This window comes from Janthinobacterium sp. PLB04, from assembly GCF_021165895.1.
Classification (GTDB): domain Bacteria; phylum Pseudomonadota; class Gammaproteobacteria; order Burkholderiales; family Burkholderiaceae_D; genus Janthinobacterium; species Janthinobacterium lividum.
In genome coordinates, this window is the sequence record NZ_CP088968.1 from 4,891,716 (window position 1) to 4,915,684 (window position 23,969).

The 23,969-nt window shown below is 65.3% G+C and carries 22 protein-coding genes and 1 tRNA gene; 6 read left to right on the forward strand and 17 right to left on the reverse strand.

Annotated features, from left to right (window positions below):
- Positions 1 to 25: 25 nt before the first annotated feature.
- From LSO07_RS21615 to LSO07_RS21630, 4 genes are read right to left on the reverse strand one after another with little or no spacing between them, the layout of a single operon-like run.
- Complete coding sequence (locus LSO07_RS21615; protein WP_034779593.1) at positions 26 to 517, reverse strand: Hcp family type VI secretion system effector; 492 nt, start codon at positions 515 to 517, stop codon at positions 26 to 28.
- A gap of 31 nt (positions 518 to 548) precedes the next feature.
- Positions 549 to 2,048, reverse strand: a complete 1,500-nt coding sequence (gene tssC, locus LSO07_RS21620) for a type VI secretion system contractile sheath large subunit (protein ID WP_151096536.1) — start codon at positions 2,046 to 2,048, stop codon at positions 549 to 551.
- 1 nt (position 2,049) lies between these two features.
- On the reverse strand, positions 2,050 to 2,559 hold the full coding sequence (gene tssB, locus LSO07_RS21625) for a type VI secretion system contractile sheath small subunit (RefSeq protein ID WP_070255715.1): 510 nt from the start codon (positions 2,557 to 2,559) through the stop codon (positions 2,050 to 2,052).
- Positions 2,560 to 2,596: 37 nt separating this feature from the next.
- Positions 2,597 to 3,193: a tetratricopeptide repeat protein gene (locus tag LSO07_RS21630; protein WP_151096537.1), complete on the reverse strand. Its 597-nt coding sequence runs from the start codon at positions 3,191 to 3,193 to the stop codon at positions 2,597 to 2,599.
- A gap of 278 nt (positions 3,194 to 3,471) precedes the next feature.
- Here LSO07_RS21630 and tssJ point away from each other — a divergent pair, with 278 nt between their 5' ends.
- The 3 genes from tssJ to icmH are packed head-to-tail and all read left to right on the forward strand — an operon-like array spanning position 3,472 to position 6,274.
- On the forward strand, positions 3,472 to 4,071 hold the full coding sequence (gene tssJ, locus LSO07_RS21635) for a type VI secretion system lipoprotein TssJ (protein WP_151096538.1): 600 nt from the start codon (positions 3,472 to 3,474) through the stop codon (positions 4,069 to 4,071).
- 50 nt (positions 4,072 to 4,121) lie between these two features.
- Positions 4,122 to 5,492, forward strand: a complete 1,371-nt coding sequence (gene tssK, locus LSO07_RS21640; RefSeq protein WP_034779601.1) for a type VI secretion system baseplate subunit TssK — start codon at positions 4,122 to 4,124, stop codon at positions 5,490 to 5,492.
- Positions 5,489 to 6,274, forward strand: coding sequence for a type IVB secretion system protein IcmH/DotU (gene icmH, locus LSO07_RS21645; protein ID WP_070282122.1), 786 nt, complete (start codon positions 5,489 to 5,491; stop codon positions 6,272 to 6,274). Before tssK ends, icmH begins: the two co-directional genes overlap by 4 nt.
- A 127-nt stretch (positions 6,275 to 6,401) precedes the next feature.
- Here the strand turns inward: icmH and LSO07_RS21650 are convergent, their stop codons facing one another.
- From LSO07_RS21650 to LSO07_RS21665, 4 genes are all read right to left on the reverse strand, one after another.
- Positions 6,402 to 7,181: an OmpA family protein gene (locus tag LSO07_RS21650; protein ID WP_151096539.1), complete on the reverse strand. Its 780-nt coding sequence runs from the start codon at positions 7,179 to 7,181 to the stop codon at positions 6,402 to 6,404.
- Between the two features lie 9 nt (positions 7,182 to 7,190).
- The gene (gene tagF / locus LSO07_RS21655) at positions 7,191 to 8,171 is read right to left on the reverse strand and encodes a type VI secretion system-associated protein TagF (protein WP_151096540.1); all 981 of its coding nucleotides are present in this window, start codon (positions 8,169 to 8,171) and stop codon (positions 7,191 to 7,193) included.
- On the reverse strand, positions 8,168 to 12,016 hold the full coding sequence (tssM, locus tag LSO07_RS21660) for a type VI secretion system membrane subunit TssM (RefSeq protein ID WP_151096541.1): 3,849 nt from the start codon (positions 12,014 to 12,016) through the stop codon (positions 8,168 to 8,170). The genes tagF and tssM overlap by 4 nt, the downstream gene beginning before the upstream one ends.
- Before the next feature lie 217 nt (positions 12,017 to 12,233).
- A complete protein-coding gene (locus tag LSO07_RS21665; RefSeq protein WP_070282118.1) occupies positions 12,234 to 13,073 on the reverse strand; it encodes a M15 family metallopeptidase in 840 nt (279 codons plus the stop codon).
- Between the two features lie 135 nt (positions 13,074 to 13,208).
- On the opposite strand from LSO07_RS21665, the gene LSO07_RS21670 reads away from it, so the two are divergent.
- The gene (locus tag LSO07_RS21670; RefSeq protein ID WP_151096542.1) at positions 13,209 to 13,892 is read left to right on the forward strand and encodes a hypothetical protein; all 684 of its coding nucleotides are present in this window, start codon (positions 13,209 to 13,211) and stop codon (positions 13,890 to 13,892) included.
- 26 nt (positions 13,893 to 13,918) lie between these two features.
- On the opposite strand, the gene LSO07_RS21675 is transcribed toward LSO07_RS21670, so the two are convergent.
- Both LSO07_RS21675 and LSO07_RS21680 read right to left on the reverse strand, forming a co-directional pair.
- Positions 13,919 to 14,296, reverse strand: a complete 378-nt coding sequence (locus LSO07_RS21675; protein ID WP_092606235.1) for a VOC family protein — start codon at positions 14,294 to 14,296, stop codon at positions 13,919 to 13,921.
- Positions 14,293 to 15,084, reverse strand: coding sequence for an alpha/beta fold hydrolase (locus LSO07_RS21680; protein ID WP_070255744.1), 792 nt, complete (start codon positions 15,082 to 15,084; stop codon positions 14,293 to 14,295). Before LSO07_RS21680 ends, LSO07_RS21675 begins: the two co-directional genes overlap by 4 nt.
- Positions 15,085 to 15,409: 325 nt before the next feature.
- Between LSO07_RS21680 and LSO07_RS21685 the strand changes: the two genes are divergently transcribed.
- Complete coding sequence (locus LSO07_RS21685) at positions 15,410 to 15,793, forward strand: hypothetical protein (protein ID WP_225317379.1); 384 nt, start codon at positions 15,410 to 15,412, stop codon at positions 15,791 to 15,793.
- 152 nt (positions 15,794 to 15,945) lie between these two features.
- Here the strand turns inward: LSO07_RS21685 and LSO07_RS21690 are convergent.
- Positions 15,946 to 16,021: transfer RNA gene (locus LSO07_RS21690), tRNA-Asn, on the reverse strand.
- Between the two features lie 260 nt (positions 16,022 to 16,281).
- Here LSO07_RS21690 and LSO07_RS21695 point away from each other — a divergent pair.
- The gene (locus tag LSO07_RS21695) at positions 16,282 to 16,989 is read left to right on the forward strand and encodes a GntR family transcriptional regulator (RefSeq protein ID WP_151096543.1); all 708 of its coding nucleotides are present in this window, start codon (positions 16,282 to 16,284) and stop codon (positions 16,987 to 16,989) included.
- 109 nt (positions 16,990 to 17,098) lie between these two features.
- Here the strand turns inward: LSO07_RS21695 and LSO07_RS21700 are convergent, their stop codons facing one another.
- From LSO07_RS21700 to LSO07_RS21725, 6 genes are all read right to left on the reverse strand, one after another.
- Complete coding sequence (locus LSO07_RS21700) at positions 17,099 to 18,397, reverse strand: NCS2 family permease (protein ID WP_092606241.1); 1,299 nt, start codon at positions 18,395 to 18,397, stop codon at positions 17,099 to 17,101.
- Between the two features lie 71 nt (positions 18,398 to 18,468).
- Positions 18,469 to 18,870, reverse strand: coding sequence for a GtrA family protein (locus tag LSO07_RS21705; protein ID WP_034788967.1), 402 nt, complete (start codon positions 18,868 to 18,870; stop codon positions 18,469 to 18,471).
- A 151-nt stretch (positions 18,871 to 19,021) separates the two neighbouring features.
- A complete protein-coding gene (locus LSO07_RS21710) occupies positions 19,022 to 20,482 on the reverse strand; it encodes a c-type cytochrome (protein WP_225317380.1) in 1,461 nt (486 codons plus the stop codon).
- Positions 20,479 to 22,137 carry a GMC family oxidoreductase gene (locus LSO07_RS21715; protein WP_151096544.1) on the reverse strand — a complete coding sequence of 553 codons (1,659 nt, stop codon included), beginning with the start codon at positions 22,135 to 22,137 and terminating at the stop codon, positions 20,479 to 20,481. The genes LSO07_RS21710 and LSO07_RS21715 overlap by 4 nt, the downstream gene beginning before the upstream one ends.
- Positions 22,134 to 22,793: a sugar dehydrogenase complex small subunit gene (locus LSO07_RS21720; RefSeq protein WP_151096545.1), complete on the reverse strand. Its 660-nt coding sequence runs from the start codon at positions 22,791 to 22,793 to the stop codon at positions 22,134 to 22,136. Before LSO07_RS21720 ends, LSO07_RS21715 begins: the two co-directional genes overlap by 4 nt.
- Positions 22,794 to 22,912: 119 nt before the next feature.
- A complete protein-coding gene (locus LSO07_RS21725) occupies positions 22,913 to 23,941 on the reverse strand; it encodes a hypothetical protein (RefSeq protein ID WP_151096546.1) in 1,029 nt (342 codons plus the stop codon).
- Between the last annotated feature and the right edge of the window lie 28 nt (positions 23,942 to 23,969).

Here is a 23,969-nt window from a genome sequence, read left to right on the forward strand (position 1 = left end):
GCCGCCGCGCGCCGCGCACCATGGATCAAGCCACGCGGTTCGCGGCCAGGTCCCAGCCGCCCGAGGTATTGCCGCCGGCGCCGCCAGTCACTTTTTGCTGCGTGTATTTCCACTTCACTTTCGAGAACTTGAAGCCGACGTGTTCACCGAGGATATCGCCCTCTTCCACGTTCGGCGTCACGGCGCCGATCAGCACATTCTCGATTTCGATTTCAAAATACTTGACGCGCTCGCCCTGACCGTCGGCGCGCATGAATTCGAAGCGCGCCTTGGGGATGGTCTTGCCGGCCGAGCAGGTCTGCAGCAGCACCGGCGAGGCCAGGTCGGCCAGCTTGGAGATGACGATGTCCTTGTGCTCGCAGCGTTCGGCCGTGTGGCCGCCGCCCGTCGATGCGGTGGCGGACTTCGGCTGCGCGACGCTCCAGCTGACCGATTTGCATTCGATCCAGTCCTTGTGCTTGTCATCGGTGGACTCGCCCTTGATGCCGTCTATCTGCAGATATACATCGATTGCCATGGTGTGCTCCTCTGGTTGAAAGATGGGTGGATCAGGAATTGGTCGACTTCGGCAACTCCGCGACCAGTCGGAGCGAAACGGATAACTCATCGAGCTGGAAGTGCGGCCGCAGGAACGACACGGCGCGGTACACGCCAGGCCGGCCCGGCACTTCATGCACCTGCACCGAGGCCTCGCGCAGCGGGAACTGCGCCTTCTGTTCCTGGCTGGCGTTATCGTCGAGCAGCACGTACTGCATCAGCCAGCGGTTCAGAAAATCCTCCACGTTGGAGGCGGCGGCAAAGCTGCCGATCTTGTCGCGCATCATGGCCTTCATGTAGTGGGCGATGCGCGAAACGGCAAAGATGTACTGCAATTGGGATGACAGCACCGCATTCGCGTTGGCCGCGTCGCTGTTGTACTTTCGGCTTTTCTGCGCCGACTGCGCGCCAAAAAACGCCGCATACGCCGTGTTCTTGCAGTGCACCAGCGAGATGAAGCCCAGGTCCGACAATTCCTTTTCGCGGCGGTCGGTGATCGCCACTTCGGCCGGGCATTTCAGGGCCACGTCGCCCTCGTCCGTCTTGAAGGTGTGGGTCGGCAGGTCGTCCACCAGGCCGCCGCCCTCCACGCCGCGGATGGCGGCGCACCAGCCGTAGTCGGCAAAGGCGCTCGTCAGCTTGCAGCCGAACGCATACGCGGCGTTACACCACAGGTATTTGTGATGGTCGCTGCCATCGACTTCCTCGACAAAGTTAAAACCTTCGACCGTGGTGCCATCGACGGGATTGAACGGCAGGCGGCCCAGGAAGCGGGGCAAGGTCAGGCCGACATAGCGCGCATCCTCGGATTCGCGGAAGGCTTTCCATTTCGCGTATTCGATGGTGTCGAATACCTTGGCCAGGTCGCGCGGCTTGCCCAGGTCGCCGTAGCTTTCCAGGCCAAACAGTTCCGGCGCGGCCGAGGCGATGAAAGGCGCATGCGCGGCGGCGGCGATGTGCGACATCTGCTCGACGAAATACATGTCTTCCGGCTGGCGCGAGATGGCGAAGTCGCCCAGCAGCGCGGCAAACGGCGCGCCGCCGAAGGTACCGAATTCTTCTTCATACACCTTCTTGAACATGCTGCTCTGGTCGAACTCCAGCGCGGCCTGGAAATCCTTCACCAGTTCGCGCTTAGTGGCGTTGAACATGCGGATCTGCAGGCGCGTGCCCGTATCGGAATTACCGACCAGGTAGCGCAGTCCCGTCCAGCTCTGCTCAAGCTGCTGGAACGGCGCCGCATGCATGATTTCGCTGAGCTGGGTGGAGATCAGGCGGTCGATTTCCGCCACGCGCCCGTCCAGGGTGGCCGACAGGCTGCTGGACATCAGCACCGTGCCATCGAGCACCTGTGCCACCAGCTCCGAGATCAGGTCGCGCGCGCGCGCATGTTCGGCGCCAGACTTGGCGACGCGGCTTTGCTCGACGATCTGGTCCAGCAAATCGGTGGCGGCCGGCGCATCGGATGCGGATACAGCGAGGGATTCTGGGGCTTCTGCCTGGGCGCTCATCTCAATCCTCCTGCGCCGGGAACTGCGGCTTCAGAGTGGCCAGGCTGTCCGTGTTGTTCAGCACTTCCGTCAGCAAGTCTTCCAGCTTGTCGTTGCCGGCCAGCTTGTTGCGCAGGTCGGCCAGCTTGGTGCGCGCCTCGAGCAGCTTGCGCAGGGGCGCCACCTGGCGCACCACCGATTCGGGGCGGAAGTCGTCCATCGAGCGGAAATGCAGGTCGACGGCGAACGTGCCGCCCGCCTCGCTGAGGCGGTTCGGCACGGCGAAACGCGCCACCGGCGCCACGCCGGCCAGCACCTCGTCGAAGTTGTCGCGGTCGAGGGCGACGAACTTGCGGTCCTTCAGGCGCTTTTTCTCGCTGTCCGGATTGCCGCCAAAGTCGCCCAGCACGCCGACCACGAAGGGCAGCTCCTTGTTTTCAATCGCGTCGCCGATCTCGACGTCATAGGTCATTTGCACGCGCGGCGCGCGTATCTTCTGCAGGCGTTTCTGCACGCTGTCGGACTTGGGCATGTCGCTTCCTTTGCAAGGGGATGGTGGGGATGCTCGCTTATTTCAAGCCGCTGAACGGATCGGCCACGCTTGCCGGCGCTGCCGCGCCCTTCGCCGCCGGTGAGCCGGAGCCGGACATGGCAGCGCGCTTGCCGGCCGCCGGCGGGCGCTTGGCCGGCGGCACCAGCACGTCTTCGCCGATGCTCGCGCGCAGCAGCTTGGCCAGGTCCTGCGCTTCCGAGCGCAGCGAGCCATTCAGATTGTTTTGCCGCGACAGGTCGGACAGCGCCTTGCCGGACAAACGCAAGCCGCTGACGGCGACGATGCTGTTGGCGACCTTGTCGTCCGGGTCGCGTTCCAGCGCTTCGAGCGCATAGCCGATGGCGTCGCCATACTGGCCGCGGTCGAACTTCATTTGCGCCATTTGCAGCCATGGCGCCTTGTCGGCCGGGTAACTGCTGCCGCCGGCCTTGAGCAGGGTCATGGCGCGCTCGTACTGGCCGGCACGCGCGGCCGCATCGGCATCGCTCATCACTTGCGCCAGGGTCGGCGCGGCAGGTTTTTGGGGCGCCGGCTGTTCTGGCGTGGCGCAGGCGGCCAGCAGCAGGGCGCTGGCTAGGCAGGCAATACGGGGCAACATGGTGGCTGGCTTCATCGGGGCATTCCTTCACGTGGAGGACGCTACCGCAGGGAAAGATGGGCGGCGCCTTGGTGGAGGCCATTATTGATCGCCAATTTTTTTGCCAAATTGAGATTAATCAGCAAAGAAGAAGTTCCACATCACAGCCGCGCGCAGCGACATGAATCCTGATCTGGCGCAGTAATTATCTTGATCGCAGTCGGACTTTGTGCCAACGCAAGCGGGTCGCCCCTGCATGCGCTTAAATGACTGCAACACTTTTATTTCCACCGTTCACCTTGCAAAGATCACCCATGCCATTTGACGCCCCGCTCCGCCGCCTGGCCCGCGCCACCGCGCCACTGCTGCCGGCCCTTCTGCTGGCCGGCTGTGCGGGCGGCGCCATCGGCACCCTGGCCAACGCGGCGCTGCAAGTGGCCGGCGTAGCCAAGCCGCCAGCGGAACTGCCCGACGCGCAAAAGCCGACGCGCAATGTCAGCATCCGCCTGCATGCGGCGCAGCGCCTCAACACGGATGCCGACGGCCGGCCGCTGGCGCTGGTGGCACGCATCTACAAGCTGCGCCAGCGCGCCGCCTTCGAGCAGGCGCCCTACGACAGCTTCCTCGACGCGCAGCGTGAAAAGACCGCGCTGGGCGCCGACCTGATGGAAGTGAGGGAAGTGCTGCTGGTGCCGGGCCAGCGCTACGAAGTGCAGGAAAAAATCAGCAAGGAGGCATATTTCATCGGCGTGGTGGCCCTGTTCCGCGCGCCTGCGGTACAGCGCTGGCGCGCCACCTTTGTCGCCGCCGATGCGGAACGCGGCGGCATCACCGTCGGCCTGCACGCCTGCGCGCTCAGCGTCGCCAGCATGGATAGCGGCATGGCGCCGCTGGCTGCCCTGCGCTGCCAGTAGCGCAGGGCAGCAAGGCACACCGGCACGCCACACATTCAAGGAGAAACGAGATGGGCATGGCAGCGAAAATCTTGTGGGGAGAGGGCCTGTTCCTGCGGCCGCAGCATTTCCAGCGCCAGGACCAGTATCACGAAGCACGCCTGCATCACACGGCCAGCGCGCTGCATCCCTACCTGTGGGGCGTGGCGCACATGGCGTGGGACCTGGCGGCGCTGAAGACGGGCACCTTGCGCCTGCATGCCCTGTCGGCGATTTTCCGCGACGGCGAAGTGTTCGAGTCGCTGGGCGACGGCGCGCCCGGCAGCGATACCCTGCCCCCGCCGGTGGACCTGGAAGCGCTGCCGCCGGCGGTGCAGGAAGTGACGTATTACGCGGCGCTGCCCATCCTCAACCGCGAAGGCATGAATTACACGGCGCAGGCATCGACGGCAGGCATGCCGGCGGCCACGCGCTTTGCGCACGCCATGCGCGCCACGCCCGACCTGTTTACGGAGTCCGCCGTGGCCGACGTGGCCTACCTGAAGAAAACCGTGCGGCTGATTCCCGACAGCGAGGCACGTGGTTCCTACGATTGCCTGCCACTGATCGCCCTGCGGCGCACGGTATCGGGCGGCTTCGAACCCGTGCCCTCGTTCATGGCCCCCAGCCTGGCCATCGCCGGCGCGCCGCGCCTGCAGGGCGTGCTGGAACACCTGCTCGACGCCTTGCAGGCGAAGGTGAGCGCGCTGCACGGCCACCACCGCGAACCGAGCCGCAACGTGATCGAGTTCCGCTCCGGCGACGTGTCCTCGTTCTGGCTGCTGCACACGGTCAGCACGGCCGCCGCCGCGCTGATGCACTATGTGCGCCATCCGGCCCTGCATCCGGAGCGCCTGTACGAAGCGCTGCTGGGACTGGCGGGTGGCCTGCTCAGCTACTCCAAGCATTACACGCTGGCCAGCCTGCCCGCCTACGACCACGCGCAACCGGGCGCCTGCTTCGACGCCATCGACGGCATCATCCGCGAACTGCTCGACACCGTCATCTCGTCGAAGTATTTTTCCATCGCCCTGCTCGAGGACCAGCCGTCGTACTACCTGGGCAAGCTCGATTCGGGCAAGATCGACCAGCACACCACCTTGTACCTGGCGATCCGCGCCGCCATGCCCGCCATCGAACTGGTGGACGTGGTGCCGCTGCGCGTGAAAGTGGGCGCGCCCGACGACGTGGAAAAATGCGTGCTCACGGCCATGCCCGGCCTGAAACTGTCGCATGCGCCGCAAGTGCCGGCCGCCATTCCCGTACGCCCCGACACCTATTATTTTGCGATTGAAAACCGGGGCGTGCTATATGAACAGATGCTCAAGGCGCAGTCGATCTCCGTGTACGTGCCGGCCGGCATACGCGACCTGCAGCTGGAACTGATCGCGGTGACGGCATGAGCCAGCTCATCGAACGGCGCGCAGCGCCCTCCCTGCTGGGACAACGCGGTTCCGCCCCAACCGGCAGCAGCCGGCATGCCGGCAGCGCCCTGCTGGACCTGATGCACGAAGGCTTTTACATGCTGTTCATGCTGAAGCACGGTTCGGCGCCCGGCGACGAGCAAAGCTTCATGGACCGCATCACGGCCTTCCTCGACGACTTCGAGCGCGAAGCAAAAAAGATCCGCGCCGATGGCGACGATATCGAGGCAGCCAAGTATGCGTTTTGCGCGGCTGTCGATGAAATCATCCTGGCTTCGCCTTTCGCCCTGCGCAAGCAGTGGGAGCGGCGCCCGCTGCAGCTGCTGATCTTTGGCGACCAGCTGGCCGGCGAACACTTTTTCGACCGCCTCGACGCCTTGCGCGGCAAGGGCGCCATGCGCGTGCAGGCGCTGCAGGTCTTCCACATGTGTTTATTGCTGGGATTCCAGGGCAAGTATGCGATCGACGGCGGCGAAAAACTCAGCTACCTGACGGCGCGCCTGGGCGACGAGATCGCCCACATCAAGGGCAAGAGCCGTGGCTTCGCGCCGCGCGCGGAACGCCCCGACCAGGTGGTCAACAAGCGCGGCAGCGACGTGCCGCTGTGGGCGCTGTCGAGCTTTTTCGCCCTGCTGGCCATCTGCGCCTACCTGGGCCTGAAAACCCATCTGACGCGCGGTACGCAAACGACCCTGGCCGCGTATGCGGACCTGGTCAAACTGGCGCCGCGCCCCGCGCACCTGACAATCACCCTGCCCTGAACACCTCACAGAACCTACTGCGCGTCGAGATTTGCGGCCTGCGATGCTCAATGTGCATTCGCACACCTGCGCTTCTCGGCCACAACTCTCATCCGCTCGCTACGGTTCTGTGAGGTGTCAAGCCAATCTATTGCGCAATACGGAACTCGATGCGCCGGTTCCTCGCCCGGCCATCGGCCGTGGCGTTGCTGGCCACGGGACGGTCCGGTCCCTGGCCCGACACCAGCACCGAATCGGCCGCGACGCCCTTGCTGGCCAGGTAGGCGCGCACGGCTTCGGCGCGCGCCTGGCTCAAGGCCACATTGCTGGCGCGCAGGCCCGTGTCGTCCGTGTGGCCGATCACCTCCACCTTGCGGCCCCGCAGCCTGAGCATGGCGGCCGCCATCTCGTCGAGGATGGCCAGGCCCGCCGGCGTGATGGACGCCTTGCCGCTGTCGAATTCGATGATGCGTTTGTCCAGCGCCGCATCGAGCAAGCCCTGCTCCGCCTCCGCCGCCTTGACCCGCAAGCCGTTGTTGACGACGTAGGTGGGATTGAGGCTGGTGGCGATGTCACTGGCGATCTGCTGGCGCTGCGCCTCGTTCGCCACTTCGCCGCGCACGCTGACGTTATTGCCGTCGATACTGATCTGCCCCCGTGAAATCAGCTTCAGGTTCGGCGCGATCAGCTTGTGCACGTAGGCGTTCCAGTTGGCCGGCACGGCCACGCTGCCGATGGCGATCTGGTCGACCACGCGCTCGGCGCCATACAGTTCGCGCAGGCGGGCCAGCACGGCCGCCTTGCCCGCCTCGTCGGCCAGGGTGCCCGTGATAAGGATCTGCCCCGGCAGCGGCGTCTGGGGCGCTTGCGCCTGCGCGTGGCAGGGAGCGGCTGCAGCAAGCAGCAGAAGAATGACAGGATATTTCATCGCAATCCTTCAGACAAAGGTATCGGCAAACATGGCGCAGGCCGAGCGCAGCGACAGCTGTTCCTGCTGCAGGCAGGCGGAAAAACGGCGCAGCGCCGCATCGCGTCCCAGCTGCTCCTCGACCCAGTCCAGCTGATCGAACACGATCAGCCGTTCGCAGCCGGCCTGCGGATCGATCAGCGCGCGCAAGCCATGCGGGTCGGCGCCGCAAAAGCCGATCACCAGCACGGGCGCCTCGTCGAGGTGGGAAAAGAACAGCGCCAGTTCGAAATCGGCCAGGCTCAGAAAAGGCGCGATCAGGTGCAGCCACAAGCTGGCCACCAGGTCGCGCAGCTGCGCGTCCTGCGGCAGCGGCAGCACCAGGCTTTTTTCCAGGCGCGGCAAGCCGCTCTGGCGCACCGGCTGCAGCAGCATGCCCAGGCCCAGCAGCAGTTCGCGCACCGTCACGGGAAACGCGGGCGATGCCAGCAACGTCTGCAAGCCGTGCACCGACTGCGTCTGCAAGAAGGCAGCCAGCCGCGCCGCGTGATCAGGTGCCGCCGGTTCGACTTCGACCACGTTGCCGGCCAGCGCCAGCAGGGCCGGCCCCGGTTCGGCGCTGGCCACGATGCCTTGCGACAGCTGCTCCACCCGCTGCCACAGCGGCGCCAGCGCCAGCGGGCTGCAAGCGACAAAGGTCTCCGCGTCATCGACTTCCAGCGCGCCCATGGCCATGAAGGGAAAGCGCCGCAACGACTGGTCATTGCTCGCTTCCAGGCGCCCGGCGATGGCGCGCCGGCTGCGCGTGCCGACGAAGGCAAAGCGCAGCGGCGGCAAGGCGTCGTAATTGAGCTTCCAGCGCGGTTCCACCGTCAGGGCAGTCATGACCTGCGCCAGCCAGTCGTCGAGCAGCTGCACCAGCGCGTGATTGTCGCAAGCCTTGATGAAGTCGCCCCGCGCGGGAATCTTGCCAAAGTAGCCGAGGCGCACCTGCTGCGCCGCGCGCATCATGGCGAAACTCCGGGCATGACTGCGGCGGCAATGGCCTGCACGGGAGGCGCGGGGGACGCGGCAGAAGCACCGGGCGCGCCGACAATGGTCTCGGGCAGCTGCATGCCGCGAAAGCCCTGCTCCTGCACCGCCGGAGTCCCGCCCGCGCCGGTGCCCGCCGTCTCGGCGCTGCTGGTGATTTTCAGGTCGACCGCCACGGCCACCTCGCCGCGCGCCCAGCGCAGTTCGAACACGCCGCCATCCTTGCGCTTCTTGGCCGCCGCGTCGATCATGCGCTTCAAGCCGAATTGCCCCGGCTCGTTGAACAGTTCCACCGTGCGCCCGTCGAAGGTGACGGCCGTGATGCGCGCGCCCTGCTGGCCCGCTGCGCCTTGCGGGCCCGGATGGACCATGTTCGTCCACTGCGCCGGGGTATTGCGGTAACGCAGCTGCTGGCCGTCGATCTCCACCGTGTATTCCAGGGTGCCCGGCGCGGGCGACGGCTGGATCTGGAAGATGGTTTGCGCCGCCATCGACGTGGCCGCCATGCCGCCCGCGCCCAGCGGCGCGATCCAGCCGGGGAAACGCGCCACCACCTGCGGCGACAGGCTGATGCCCATGTCGGCCCAGGTGCGCGGCGCCAGCACGTCGCCGCGCCGCACCACCAGCGGGCCCATGGACATGGTGACGAATTTCGCCACCAGGCCTTCCGGGCCGAAGAACTGGCCGATCTCGAGGTTGCTCGCCTCGATGCGCGCCGTGGGCGCGAATGGATATTTGTTGGCCAGCGATTTCTGGAACGGTTCATACACCTGCGCCGCCCAGGTCTTGTTGATATCGAGTTCGGCCGGCGCGACGATGACGGCAAAGGTCTGCATCAGCGGGCGCACGAGGATGGGACGGATCGCCTGCTTTTGCGCGTCGCTCATCCCCGTGAGCACCTGCTCGTCGACCAGTTTCAGGGCGTCGGCCAGTTCGGAACCGCTGCCCTCCAGGGTCTGCTGCATGAACTGGCGCGCGCCCGGCCCCGCGTCGCCCTGGTTCTTCAGCTGGTTCAAACGGCTGCGCAGTTTCGACAGCGCTTCCAGGTAGGCGCGCATCAGGGATGCATTGTTGTCCCTGGCCGCCACCAGCTTGCCCACGCCGGCAAATTCGCGCCCCACGGGTCCCATGGGCTTGTCCAGGCGGGCCGGGTCGAGCTGCGCATTGAGAGCGGCGGGACTGGCCGTCAGCGGCGACGGCGCGCGGCGCAGCACGGTTTCCTTGAACCAGGCGACGATGCCCCGCTCGGCCTGGCGCAATTGGGCATTCTGCAGCGCCGGGTTGTCCCACGAAGTTTCCTGATAGATGGTCGTCAGCAGCCTGGCGATCGGCGACGACTGCGGGTCGCCCAGGCGGTTCATCGCCTGCACGGCGCCGTCGAAGCCTTTCAGGTCGGCGACGGCCACGCCCTGCACGAATTTTTGCCACTCGCGCGCATAGTCGGCCTTGTACATGGCCACCAGGTTTTTCTCGATCTGCTCGGGACTGCCTTCCAGGGTCAGGTCGTCGGTGGAAGCGCTTTTCAGCACCCAGTCGGCGCTTTGCAGCTCGCGGTTGGCGGCATCGCGAAACGCGCCCTCTACGAACTTTCCCCAAGCCTGGCGCGTAAAGGCGCCGGAGACGGCGTAACTGCCCGCCAGCAGCGCCTGATCCTGTTCGCCGACGATGCGCGCCACCGTCATGCCGGGAAAGCGCGTCGAGGCACGCGCCTTGACGTCGGCATACACGCGCTCGCGCGCCGGCATGCCGCGCACCACGCGGCGCAGGTTTTCGCGCGCCTGGTCGACCAGCGCCAGCTTCTGTTCGATGCGCGGCCAGGACGGATCGCCGATCTGCGCCAGGTAAAACGTCAGCAGCCGTTCCGCGCTGCGTATCATCTGCTCGCGCGGCATGGCGCCCCGGTTGCCCTCCAGCCAGGCGCGCCAGAAACGCGTCAGCTGGTCATTCAGGTGGCTGCTTTCCGCATGCGTCTTATCGGCCAGCATCAGATAGGTTTTCAGCGCGTTGTAGGCATCTTCCACATTCGTCGCGCTGGCCGCCTGGTACTGGACGCTGCGCGGTGCCGCGGGCGCTGCCGGCGCGGCGGCCGGCGTCTGCGGCGTGCGCACCGTGGGCTGCAGCTGGTCCGCGCTGGCGTTCATTTCAAACAGCAAGGCTTCCAGCGCGCCCGCCACGGGGCCGAGCATGACCTGGCGCGCACCGGCAAAATACTCCTCGCGCAGCTTGCGTTCGAGCAATTCGCCCTGGTACAGGCCCAGGCGCAGGGACCACGGCCGTTGCGTGCGGTACGCTTCCAGCTGCTCGATGCGGTCCTGCAAGATCTCGAGCGCTTCCAGGCGCGACTGCAAGTCCAGGCGCCGCTCCTGCAGCTTCACCACTTTATTCAAATCGGCCTCGACGTTGGCCACCAGTTGCCGGTTGCCCAGGTAGGACCAGCTCCAGCCGCCCAGGCAGGCGCCCAGCGACACCGTGGCGGCAAAGAACACGGCATATTTGAAGCGCAGCTTGGCGCGGTTGGCATAGTTGGCCACCAGGTGCTTGTCGGCAAAAATCACCTTGCGGAACAGCTCCAGCAGGAAATAGCCATGCTGGCGCGCGCCAGACGGCGCCGCGGCCGGGGCCGGCGCGAAGGCCAGGTCGAAGCGGCGCGCCACCTGCTGCGAGGAGGCACTGACGGGCTCGCCTTCCTGCAGCGCGCTGGTAAAGTAAAAGCCACGGAACACGGGCTGGAACTGGAACGGGTTTTCCTCGAACAGGGTGGCGATGAAGGCGCGCAAGGCCGGCTTGATGGCGGCAAATTCCAGCGGAAAGGTAAAGACGCCGGGCGCCATCGTCTTGCGTTGCCGGTGCGCCATGTTGGCCAGGCTCAGTTCCGTCAAGCCATCGTGCAATTCATCGAAACCCTGGTCGAAAAACGCCAGCAAATCCGCCGTGGGCAACTTGCGCTGGTAGGGCATGGTGGCGCCCCAGACACGCTCGCGCTCGCTACGCTCGGCATCCGCGAAAAACTCCGTGAAGCCGGCGATCAGGTCCGCCTTGGTAAACACGATGTACAGGGGCGCGAACACTTCCAGGCGTTCGATGACGTCCTGCACCCGCTTGCGCAGGCTGCGCGCCAGTTGCATGCCGACATCAGGGTCGCCTTTCAATTCGGCGATGCTGACGGCGATGAGGATGCCGTTGATGGGCGCCTTGCGCCGGTATTTTTTCAGCAGGTCGAGAAAGCCGAACCACTCGCCGCGATGCTCGTCGACGACGGAATAGCGTCCCGCCGTGTCGAGCACGATGCCGTCCGTGGTGAAAAACCAGTCGCAGTTGCGCGTGCCGCCCACGCCTTGCACGATCTTGCCGTCGGCAAAGGGAAACTGCAGGCCCGAATGCAGGATGGCGCTGCTCTTGCCGGCGGCCGGATTGCCGATGATCATGTACCACGGCAATTCGTACAAGGCGGCGGCGCCCGATTTGATGCCCAGCTTGGACGTCTTGATGGTCTCGATGGCGGCCAGCATGCCCGTGCGCACGGCGTCGAGTTCCCCCCGCTGGGTGCTGCCGGCAGTGGATGCCGAAGCGGCTTGCGCGGCGGCGATCTCGGCTTCGTTGAGGATGGCCTGCCCCAGCGCCTGCGCATCGCGCCGCGCGCGGCGCCGGCGCCACAGCCACAGGCCCAGCCACGTGACCAAGGCCAGCAGCAGCAAGGCCAGGGCCCAGACCAGCGCCACTTCCAGCACTTCAGCGCCCAGGTACAGGAACACGGCCAGCGCCATGAAGCCGAGGATGGTCAGATTGCGGCTGTCGGTGAGGAAATGCCAGATTCGTCGCAGCATGATGAGCCCAGGGTGAGGTCGCAAAGCAGGAGGAACGCCGCCGCGCAGCGAGGCGGATTCGGCCCATGCTGACAGCAATGCGGCGCACCTTTGTTGACATATGACAAGTACCAAGTGCCAGCGCGCGGCAGGCGCTGGCCTGCCATTGACGCCGCGCAAGCAAGCTTGCAGCGGTGAAAATCAGGCCGAAACCCGGCGCTAGAATGACTGGCGCGGCTTACTTGCCCAGCACGCGCGGTTGCGGCAATTCCGTGTGGCCAAAATCCATCATGGTCCAACGCCCGCCCCAGCGCAGGCCCACCGATTCGGCCGTCACGCCATATAAACGGTAGCCGCGCATGGCCCAGGCATTTTTTTCAGAAATAATGAGCTTTCCTTCATGCATGAATGCGCAATCGGCCGCCAGGCCATACTGGTGATAGCTTTGAAACGCCCTCGCGTTCGTCACGTTCGGGCCGGCCGCCGCCAATTGGTCCTGGCGCGCAGGGCTGCGATAGCCTTCCAGCAAGACCATGTCGTAGCCATGCACGTCTTTCATGATCTTGAAGACCAGCAGCAGGCGCTGCGCGAAATCGTGGTCGAGCAATTGCCAGTTGCGGCTGGCGCCGCCCAGCAGCGGGCGCAGCTGCGTTACTTCCGCCGTGGAAAACAGCAGCGGCGGCAAGGCTGGCGGCGGCACCAGCTGCTCGCCCTTCAGCAAATCGCTGACCTGGTCATTGATCGCGTGTTGCTGGTCAGCATAGCCGCGCAAGGCGATGCGGTCGCTGGACAGCCAGGCCAGCAGCGGCGGCACGATGACCAGCACGCTGCCCGCCAGACTCAGCCAACGATGCAGCCACAGCAGCTGCCAGGCGCGCGCCATGCCCGAGCCCGTTTGCCGCTGCACGCGTTGCCACTGCGCGCCGCTGCCGCCCTTCAGGTGCTGCGCGCGCCGCTGCATGCGCCAGCCCAGGTTGACGAGCGTGTGCAGCACGATGGCGCGGCCGCCGGGAAACAGCAGCAGCCAGCAGGCAAGACAGGCGAGCAGGAAATACATCAAGACCAGGGCGACGAACATGGGCGCTCCGTGACGGGAATAGCGGGGGCCGGGCAGCATGCTCGGCGGCATCGCTAGATCGTAGGCGTCCGCGGTCCGCATGAGCGCGGTTTACATCAAGGTCAGTCGAGTTTGTTCCACTGCGGAGGTGATATTTTGTCTTTACTGAAAAACGGGGATGGCCAGGCGCGCAGCCCTGACCTGTTGAGCAAGACCGGCGCGGCTGGCGCGCGCATCGAAGGCAAGGGCATCCTGTCGCAGCTCGAACACGGTATCGCCGCGCCTGTGGCCAGGCCTGTACTGCGCTGGCGCCCCGGCTGGCGGCACTGGGCTGCTGGCGCGCTGTGCCTGGCGCTGCTGATCACGGCCGTGCTCGCGTATGACACGGACGTCCTGCCCCTGCCGCCGGCGCCCGTCACGGCCGTGACTGAGGCTCCGCCCGCAATGCCGGCGCCAACGGTGCCGCCGCACGCGGCGCAGGCGGCCACCATCGTCAATACGGCGGGACTGCCCTTGCCTGCCGCATCCGCCACGGCAGCAAGCGCGCCGCACAAGACGCTACCGCCCGTGCGCCAGGCGGCGGCCCGTCCACCAGGGCCGAGGCCGGTGACCGCGCCCGGCGACAGCGACGTGACCTTGCTGACGGCGATGGTGGCCCATGCGCACCGGCAAGAAAGCACGGCGGTGCCCTTGCGCGACGTGGTTCTGCGCCAGCGGGAGGGGGAACAGGAAACGGCGGAACTGTTGCGGCGCTGTCAGCAGTTGGGCCTGATCGAAGGCATGCTGTGCCGCTCGCGCATCTGCTCGGGCCGCTGGGACAGCGATCCCGCCTGCCATTGATGGGGGTTGCCGGCGGTTGACGAACCTCAGGCGCGTTCGGACACTTCGATCAGGTTGCGGTCCGGGTCGCGCAGATACACGGAGCGGATGGGCCAATTGGCGCCCGTGCGGGCAACCGGTCCCTCCTCGATGGCAATCCCCAGCGCCGCCAGGTGGGCGATGAACGCGTCCAGCGGCACGGCGGCGATGAAGCACAGGTCCAGCGAGCCGGGCGTGGGCAAGTCCGCCTTGGGCAGGAATTCCTTGCCGGCCTCATGCAGGTTGATTTTTTGCGCGCCAAACTTGAACGCATGGCGGCCGGCGCCAAACGTTTCCAGCTGCATGCCCAGCACGCGCGTATAGAAATCGATGCAGGCGGGCTTGTCGCGGGTGGTCAATACCAGGTGATCCAGGTGGTCTATCATACAGTTCTCGGGTGAGTGGCCGCGTCCATGCGGCCTTGCAAAAAGCCTTCCATCAGCGCCAGCAGTGCCTGCGGCTGCTCCTGATGCGGCGTATGGCCGCACTGCTCGACAATGGCGGGCACGGCGTTGAGCGCCTGCGCCACGATCGTGTCGACCTGGGCCGCGCTGCCGTACTGGTCCTCGCTGCCCTGCACCACCAGCGCCGGACATTCGACGGAGGGCAGCAGGTATTCGATGTTCCAGAACTGGAAACCATAACTGAGCCAGGTATCCGACCAGGCCTTGAAGATGGTCTCCGTCTTGTCGCCATGGTATTTCGCCAGCGCGCGCAGCTTGCCCGCGCCAAACGCCGCATCCGCCACGCGTATGCCATCGAGCGTGATGCCCTCGACAAACACGTGCGCCGCTTCGGTGATGATGCCGCGCAAGCGCGGCGGCTGCTGCGCCGCATAGATCAGGGCAATGCTGCCGCCATCGGAGTGGCCGACGAGAAAATGGTCCTGTCCCGGCAGCAGTGCGGCGAGCACCTGCGGCAGCTCGCACAGCGCGTAGTCGTGCAAATAATGGAGTTGGCGGCGCGCCGCCAGCGGCGACGACTGCCCATAGCCATGGCGGTCATACAGCAAGCCGCGGCACCCCGTCGCCTGGCATAGCTGCGCGGGAAAATCTTTCCACATCGCACAGCAACCGAGTCCCTCGTGCAGGAATACCAGGCAAGGCTTGGCGGGGTCGCCTTCGATCAATTCGTAATAGATATCGGTTTCGGCGCTCAGGTTCAGTATCGGCATGGGCTAGGCTCGCATCGGCAGGTCGGCTGGGCCTATTGTGCCATTGTCCTGCACGGCATGCGTGGCGCCCCGTAAAAATAGCCTGCTGGAAAAGATATTCCCGCCTGCCTGCAAGGTGTTTGCGCCAGCACAAGTGAGCGCCGTTTTTCCGGCGGCGCCGCGCGCTTTTTGCCCGCGCGTTTGCCTAGAATGGCTTACTCCAACAGCATGGAGCAGACGGCTACCTTATCAGCCAGGACGTGACACTGGCCGTCACGGCAACAGATAAGGCGTCTTGCCGCACGACGACAGGCGCGGCGTCCAAACTATCGATCAGGAGTACATCATGGAAATGAAAGTAGAACACCGCACCGGCAGCAACCTGGCACTGGAAGAAACCGATGCGCCGATGGAACAGGAAGGCAAGAGTGCAAAAGGCGCGGCAGCACAAGACTTGAACCTGAGCCCCGCCGCCTTCACCACCTATTACACGTGGACAGCCAATGGCGTGCATCCTTCGGTCAACTTCGCCAATGCCAACGTGAAGGCCAATTCGCGCGTATTGCTCAATATCAGCGAGTATGCCGCGACGCCCCAGGACCGTTTCATCGGCGCCGCCCGCATGGCCGTGTACAACATCGCACCGTATAACGGCGGTTTCCGGGCCTGGGTGGATATCTCGTGGGGCAGCCCGCTGAAGGTGCGTTTCGACGTGTTTGTGGATCCCTGATCCGGGAAACACTGCGCGCGCCCCCGCCACCAGCGGGCCGGCATCGCGCACGTCGCCAAGGCACTGAAGCAATGGCCAGCGCGAACGGGAAACCGTGCGCGCATGACAAAAGGGCCACGTGTTGCCACGTGGCCCTTTGCTGCTGCTTGTTCTGGCTCCCCGACCTGGACTCGAACCAGGGACCTGCGGATTAACAGTCCGTCGCTCTACCAACTGAGCTATCAGGGAAAGGAGGCCGAATTATATACGTCAAAATTTCCCATGTCCAGTTTCAATCTGCATGGCCAGCAAAACAGGCCGCCAGCGAGCCAGCCTCGCCGGATGGCAGGGTCCGTCTGCGCTGCGCCACGCAAGATAGTAGAATAGCCAGGCCTTAGCGACACGCAAGGCGCACAACCGCATGCCGGCAGCGGGGCGTCAACCACGCCGCCACGCGGACATGCGCTTGCAAGGTTCGCCTTGCCCCTGGCTTACTGCTCTCATCCGACATGACAGAATCAAGCGCAACCCTGGTGGACCAACCCGGCAGCGGCGACAGCTCGGCGGAAATTGCCGAGCATATGGCTGCCGCCATCGTGGCGCGCCAATTGCCGCCGGGCACGCGGCTGCGCGAGGAGGCGTTGTGCCGGCTGTATGGCGTCAGCCGCACCAAGATCCGCGCCGCCCTGCTGATACTCTCGAAAGACAAACTCATACGCATGGTGCCCGACAAGGGCGCCTTCGTCAGCCAGCCAACGGAGGCGGAGGCACGCGACATCTTTGCCGCGCGGCGCATCATCGAGGCGGCCCTGGCGCGCGAATTCGTCGCGCGGGCCAAAGCTGCCGACTACCGGATGCTGGAGCGGCACCTGAAAGCGGAACGCCAGGCGCTGGCACGGGACACGCCGCTGCGCTCGCAACTGCTGGGCGACTTCCACGTATTGCTGGCCGATATCGCCGGCAACGCCGTGCTGCGCGACATCGTGCGCGAACTCGTGGGCCGCAGCTCGCTCATCACCATGCTGTACCAGTCCGGCCACGACGCGGCCTGCTCGTGCGACGAACACGGCCGCTTTCTCGACGCGGCGCGCAGCGGCGACGCCGACCTGGCGGCGCGCCTGATGGTCGAGCACCTGGCGCATGTGGAAGCGGCGTTGCGCTTCGACGGCAGCGCCAGCGACGACAGGAAAGACCTGGTGGCCGCGCTGCTGATGTAGGCCCCGTCATCAAAAAAGGCCGCCCCTGCGGATGCACGGGCGGCCTTTTTGCGATTGCCGCTTTTTCGATAGCAGTACCGGACGCGCGGCTCCGGCCCTGCCCTCCCCGCTATTCGCCCAGGTAGATGAACTTGAACAGGAAGATGGCGGCGATGATGTAAGCCACTACGGACACTTGCTTGCCCTTGCCCGTCAACAGTTTCAATACCGCATAGGTGATGAAGCCGAACGCCACGCCGCTGGCCACGGAATAGGTAAACGGCATCATCAGCGCCGTAATGGCGGCAGGAATGCTTTCCGTGCTGTCATCCCAGTCGATGAAGGTCAGTTCGCGCAGCATCAGGCAGGCCACGTACAGCAGCGCGGGCGCCGTCGCGTACGGCGGCACCGTGTGCGCCAGCGGGGCGAAGAACAGGCTGCCCAGGAATAGCAGCGCGACGGCGACGGCCGTCAAGCCCGTGCGTCCGCCCGCTTGCACGCCGGCCGCGCTTTCCACGAAGGCCGTCGTGCTCGACGTACCCAGGCAGGCGCCGGCGGCAATCGCCGTGCTGTCGGCCAGCAAGGCCTTGTTCATGCGTTCCATCTTGCCGTCTTTCAACAAGCCGGCGCGGTTGGCCACGCCCATCAGGGTGCCCGTCGCATCAAACAATTCCACCAGGAAAAACACCAGCACCACGTTGACGATGCCGATCGACAGCGCGCCCATGATGTCGAGCTTGAACAGGGTCGGCTCGATGGCGGGCGGCGTCGAAACGATGCCGTTGAACTGGTTGCCGCCAAAGAAGAAGCTGGCGACGGTGATGGTGAGAATGCCGATCAGGATGGCGCCCGGCACTTTCAGGCGGTCCAGCGCGACGATGATGAAGAAACCGAGGATGGCCAGGATGGGCGCCGCCTGGTGCAAGTCGCCCAGGGCGATGATGGTGGCCGGGTTCGACACCACCACGCCCGCGCTTTTCAGGGAAATGATGGCCAGGAACAGGCCGATACCGACAGTGATGGCCGTGCGCAACGCGGGCGGGATGCTGTTGATGATCATTTCGCGCACCTTGAACAGGCTGACGAGGATAAACAGGCAGCCGGAAATGAAGACGGCGCCCAGCGCCACTTCCCAGCTCATGCCCATGCCCTTGACCACCGTGTACGAGAAGTACGCATTCAGGCCCATGCCCGGCGCCAGCGCGATCGGGTAGTTCGCATACAGGCCCATGATCAGGGTGCCGATGGCGGCCGCCAGGCAGGTGGCGACGAAAACGGAGTCTTTCGGCATGCCCGCGTCGCCGAGGATGGACGGGTTGACGAAGATGATGTAGGCCATCGTCAGGAACGTGGTCAGGCCGGCCAGCAGCTCCGTGCGCACATTGGTCCCGTTGTCCTTCAGTTTGAAATAGCGTTCCAGGAACTGCATGATTAACCCCTTGTTTTGGTAAAACCGGGCGCCTGCGTGTGGCCAGTGCGCCTCTTTTTATGACGAAGTGACTACTTTCCCGCTGCGCCGGCCGGCTTGAAGGCCCACCAGCGGCTGCCCGCGAAATTCCAGACCAGCCCGATGCCCGTCGCCAGCACCTGCGCCAGCCAGTAATACCAGCCCAGCTGGTGTACCAGCAGCCACATCAGGCCCGTATTGATGCACCAGCCGATGCCCAGCAGGGTGAAATACTTGGAAGCCGCCTCGCCGTGGCCCTTGTCGCTTTTAAACGTGAAAAAGTAATTGAGGAGGTAGTTGACGACGGAACCGAGGATGTAGCCGATGCCGGACGCGGCGGCGGCGCTGATGCCGGCCCATTCCACGCCGCCCCACAGCACGCTGTATTGCACAGCCGTGCCGGAAGCGCCGACGGCGGCGAAACGTAAAAATTGGTGATGCAGGGAATGGGACATTGTCAATTTTCAAATAAGACGAAAACAATCGCCAGGATCAGGCCAGAATAAAAAATGGCTACGATTGCTCGTAACCATTTTTCAGCCTGCATTTTACTGCAAGTTGCGCCCAACGTTCATATTCGCCGCCGCTGCGGCGTCGCTTCTACCCTTATCCCTTGCGCTGGCGGCGCCGGCGCAGCCAAACGAACAGCGCGATCAGCAGCAAGATTCCCACGATGCCGCCCGGTAGCATGAACGGCTGTGCACGCGCCAGCACGGGCTTCTCGCCGCCGCTGCGCGCCTGCGCCACGTAGGCCGGCGTGACGGATACATCCGGGTTGCCGTACTGTTTCAATACGTAATTGGCGATCGAGGCGATCTGCTCGTCCGTCAATGGCTGCACGTAGGAACGCTGGTCGAAACGGGGCATGAACGCTTCGTGTTCTTCCCCTTCGATCTTGCGCTCGACGCCGAACAACATGGCCGAGACCAGATTGGCCGGCGTGTTGCCGCCCGTCGCCGTGTTGTGGAACAGGGCGGGATACGCCTGGCCCGTGCTGCCGGCGCCGCTGGCCGAATGGCAACTGGCGCAGTAGCCGGAAAACAGCACGGCGCCACTGTTGAGCGAATGGTGCTCGGTGGACCCGGCCATGCCGCGCAGCAGCGGCTCTTCGCTGGCGGCGCTGCCATGGCTGAAGGCAGCTTTCGTTTGCCCCGGCGCGCGCACGGGCGGCACCGTGCGCAGCCAGGCCACGATGGCGGCCACGTCGTCGTCGCGCAAAAATTGCAGGCTGTTCTGGATGGCTTCGGCCATGCCGCCCGCCGCCTGTCCCTTGCCTTCCACGTGGCCCGTCTTCAGGTAGGCCGTGAGTTCAGCATCCGTCCACGCGCCGATGCCGCTGACCTTGTCGGACGTGATGTTCGGCGCATGCCAGGAACCAAGCGAAGCGCCGGCCAGGGTCTGGCTGCCGATTTCCGCCATCAGCGCGTTGCGCGGCGTGTGGCAGGCGCTGCAGTGCGCCAGGCCTTCGGCCAGGTAGGCGCCGCGGTTGATCTGCGCGCTCTTCGCCGGGTCCGGCACGAAGCGTTTATTGTCGAGGAACAAGGTATTCCAGCCCAGCATCGACAGGCGCACATTGAACGGGAATGGCAGGGCCGTCTGGCGCGCCGGCTCGTCGACGGGCTTGACGGCCTGCATGAAGTAGTAATACAGGTCGCCCACGTCCGCATCCGTCAGCTGCGCATAGCTGGTGTAGGGCATGGCCGGATACAGATGGCTGCCGTCGGCGCGCACGCCTTCCCGCAGCGCGCGCGCAAAGTCGGCTTCCGTGTAGTGGCCGATGCCGCCTTGTTTCGACGGCGTGATGTTCGTCGCGTAAATCGTGCCCAGCGGCGAATCGATGGCGTAGCCACCCGCATACGGCTTGCCGCCCGCTGCCGTATGGCAAGCCATGCAATCGGCCGCGATGGCCAGGTAGCGGCCCCGTTCCAGGCGCGCATCGGGACTGGCGGCGGCAGGCGCGGCCGGGCGGTCCGGCGTCAGGGTGACAGGCGGTGCCGGTGGCACAGCGTGGGCGGCCAGCGGCAAGCCGGCCGCCAGCGCCAGGCTCAGTAATAAACGGCGCATCATGCTGCCTCCCTTGCCAGGGTGCGGGCGATGTCGTCGGCCGCGCGCAAGCCGAGCGCGGCCATGCTGAGGGTGGTGTTGACCACGCTGGCCGACGGCATGGCGCCGCCGCCCGGCAACCACAAATTGGCATGGTCGTGCGCGCGGCAATTGCCGTCGACCACGGAGTCAAGACGGTTACTGCCCATGATGACGCCGCCCATGATGTGGTTGTTCGCGTTCAGGCTGTCGGTGATATGGAATTCCACGGCGCCGAACAGCTTGCCGATGTGCTCGAGCTGCGCATGCGCGGCCTTCGCGCCAGCGCGCACGTAATCGCCCACGTCATAGTAAATGTCGGGACAGGCCAGGCCCAGCGGGTCCTTGCGCGTCTTGCTCAGGGTCAAACGGTTATGCGCTTCAGGCAGCGGTTCCAGGCTGATCGACAAGTCCACGCCAAACGCGGCGCGGCGGCGGATTTCATCGTCGAGGTCCTTGCCCACCAGGCCCAGCTTCAACGACTGCTGGGTAGCGGGTCCGACGCGGGTGATATTGTTCAGGATCATCTTGTTGGCCGAATACTGCGCGCGGAAGGCGCCGTCGCGCGGGCCCACCAGGCAGCTGCTCTGCGCAGGACCACGGCCCGTCCAGATCGGTTCATTGGCGAGGAAAGTACAGTGGAAACCCGAGTGGTCCATCATGTTGCGGCCGACTTGATCAGAACTGTTGGCGATGCCGTTCGGATTGTTCTGGTTGGCCGCCAGCAGCAGCAAACGCGGTGTTTCAATGCCGTTGCAGGCAATCACGAAAGCCTTGCCCGTCGCCATATGCGACTGTTTCTTCGCGTCATACCAGTGCACGGCCGTCACGCGGTTGTTCTGGTCCGTGTCGATGCGGTAGACGACGGCCTCGGCCAGCACGCCCGCGCCCTTCAGCTCGGCCCGCTCCACGTGATGGATGCCGTTGTACATGGCGCCGATGGGGCAGATCGGCTGGCAATTGTTATTGCCGCAGCACGTCGGGCGGCCCTGCCATGGGCGCGTCGAACGGCCTTGCGGGATCGGCACGGAGCGGTAGCCGTGCGGGTTGACCACTTCGGCGAAGCGCTTGTCGCCATAGCCCCAGGGCACCATGTCCATCGGGTACGGCGCGCTGCGTTCGCTGGGCGATTGCAGGGCGGGATCGTTGGGGCCGGCCACGCCCATTTCCTGTTCGGCGCGGCAATAGTACGGTTCCAGCTCATCGTAGGAAATGGCCCAGTCGCGCCCCACCCCGTAATCGCTTTTCATGCGCATGTCGGACGGCAGATGGCGCCAGCACGACGCGGCCCAGTGCCAGGTCGTGCCGCCCACCGTGCGCAGATAGCCCTGCTGGAAACTGCTGCCGCTGGGGCCGGACAATTCCACGTAGTTATTCTTCGGGAAATACAGCGGCGCGGGCGCGTTGTCCGCCTGCGGATACAGCCCCTGGAAGTCGGAGCCGACGCGGTTCTCGAACGGCATGTTGCGCCAGTTTTCCACGGCTTGGCCACGCTCGATGCGCAGGCCCGCTTCCAGCATGATCACGGAATGGCCCTGCGCGGCCAGCTGGTCGGCCATCATGGCGCCGACGACGCCAGTACCGACGATGACGACATCGGCGACGACGTCGCCATTACTCTTGAATTGGGGTGATTTCATTTTGCTTGCTTGCCTTTCGGTTCGGGAGTGCCGGTGGTGGCCGGGGCCGGTACGGGTTTTGGCGCCACGGGCGCGGAGACGCGCACGGCGGGCGGCGCCTTCAGCCACCACAGGGGGCCGTAATTGCAATAGGTCGGCACGACCTGGCCATCGGCCACCGTGCGGTACATCAACGCTTCCGCATACGCGACGACGATGGACTTCGTGCCCTGCGCCGCGTTGCCGGCGACAGTGCCCGTGTACCAGGCGGCAACGATGGCCAGCGCCAGTTCGCGCAGGCCGGTGTCCGCGGCGCTGGCGGCCGCCAGCAGGGCTTTCGCTTCCTGGCCAGTGACGAGCAGCGCGCCCAGCTGCGGCAAGCGGCTGGCGAATCCGGGCACGTTCGTGCGCATGGCTTGCTCGATGCGCGCCGCCGTGTCGGCGGACAAATCGCGGTGGCCCGTGATCGTTTGCGACAAGGTGTAGAACAGCATGGTGACGGGCACCAGGCCGGGTGCCGGAGTGCTGGCCGGCGCCTGCATGGCGGCGGACAGGGGATTGCTCCAGAAACCTGCCTGCGCCAGCAAGGCGGCCAGGCCGATCAGGGCGTGGCGGCGGCTGATGCGGGGAAGGGATGAAACGGATGTTGCAGATGGTTCGCTGCCTGGATGGTTCATGAGACTCCCGCAAGACTTGTTGTTTTATTGACTTCGATGATTGCGCTACATTGCATTTGCGCATATATGGAACCGGTTCCATATTATCCTACAGAAGTAAATTGTCTGCCAATGTAGTATTACGACTGAGATACTGGCTGGTGCAATTCCTGGATGGATTCAGGCGTGTCGCGCACGCTAAACGCCAGTCCCGGCTGGCCGCCCAGGCGGTAATGGAAGTCGAGCACGCTGCCGCCAGCCAGGGCCGGCTTGCCCGGCAGGGCCAGGGGCAGGTTCAGGCTGCAGTCATGGTCGCCCAGGACGATGTCGCCATGCACGCGGATGCGCGTCAGCAGGCGCGGCGCCTGCTCCAGCACGTCGGGCAGGCGGATGCTGGCGGCCGGCAAGCTATCGCCCTGCTCGTCCTGCCTGCCCTGCCAGGCGCACAAGGCGTCACCATCGAGGGCAAACACGCGGCCCCAGTCGGTGCACGGCTCGCCAGGCGCGCGCCGGTCCAGGCCCAGGTGCACGGTGACGGATGCCGGCAGCAGCGCCGCCGCAGGCGCTTGCGCGTGCAGATTGCGCAGGATGGCCACCTGCGGCTCCTTGCCCAGCGCCGTATTCATGGTTTCGCTGACGATCACATCCGGCATGGCGCCGCCAGCAATGCGGTAGGCGGCCGCGTCGGCGCAAATGTATGCCGTGACATGGCTATCCAGGCCCAGGCTTGCAATCAGTTCGCGCGCATAGGCCAGGGTCTCGGCATGCACGTCGAGGATGGCAAACTGCACCAAGTCCGCATCCAGCACGGCCATCACCGGCAGGGCCAGCAAGGCGAACGGGCCGCAGCCCGCATACAGCACGCGCACGGGCCGGCCACCGCTCACCCCCAGCCGCTCGCGCACGGCCAGCGCCAGGCCCTGGATGAAGGCGGCGCTGCGGTACGGCTCGCGCGCACACAGGCCCGCCTGCACGGGCGAGATGGCCCAGCCGCTGGGAAGAAAGCTTTCGCCGTCGCGCAAACCGTCCTGCCGGTCCATGGGCAGGCGCGAATGGCGTTCGACGAGCTGGCGCAGCTGCACCGTTTCGCCGACCAGGCTTGCCAGCGAGCGCTGCGGATCGCACAGCGCAGCCGCGATGGCGGCCAGTTCCGCGCGTGCCGGATTCATGCGAGACTCCACTGGCAAGGCGGGATAA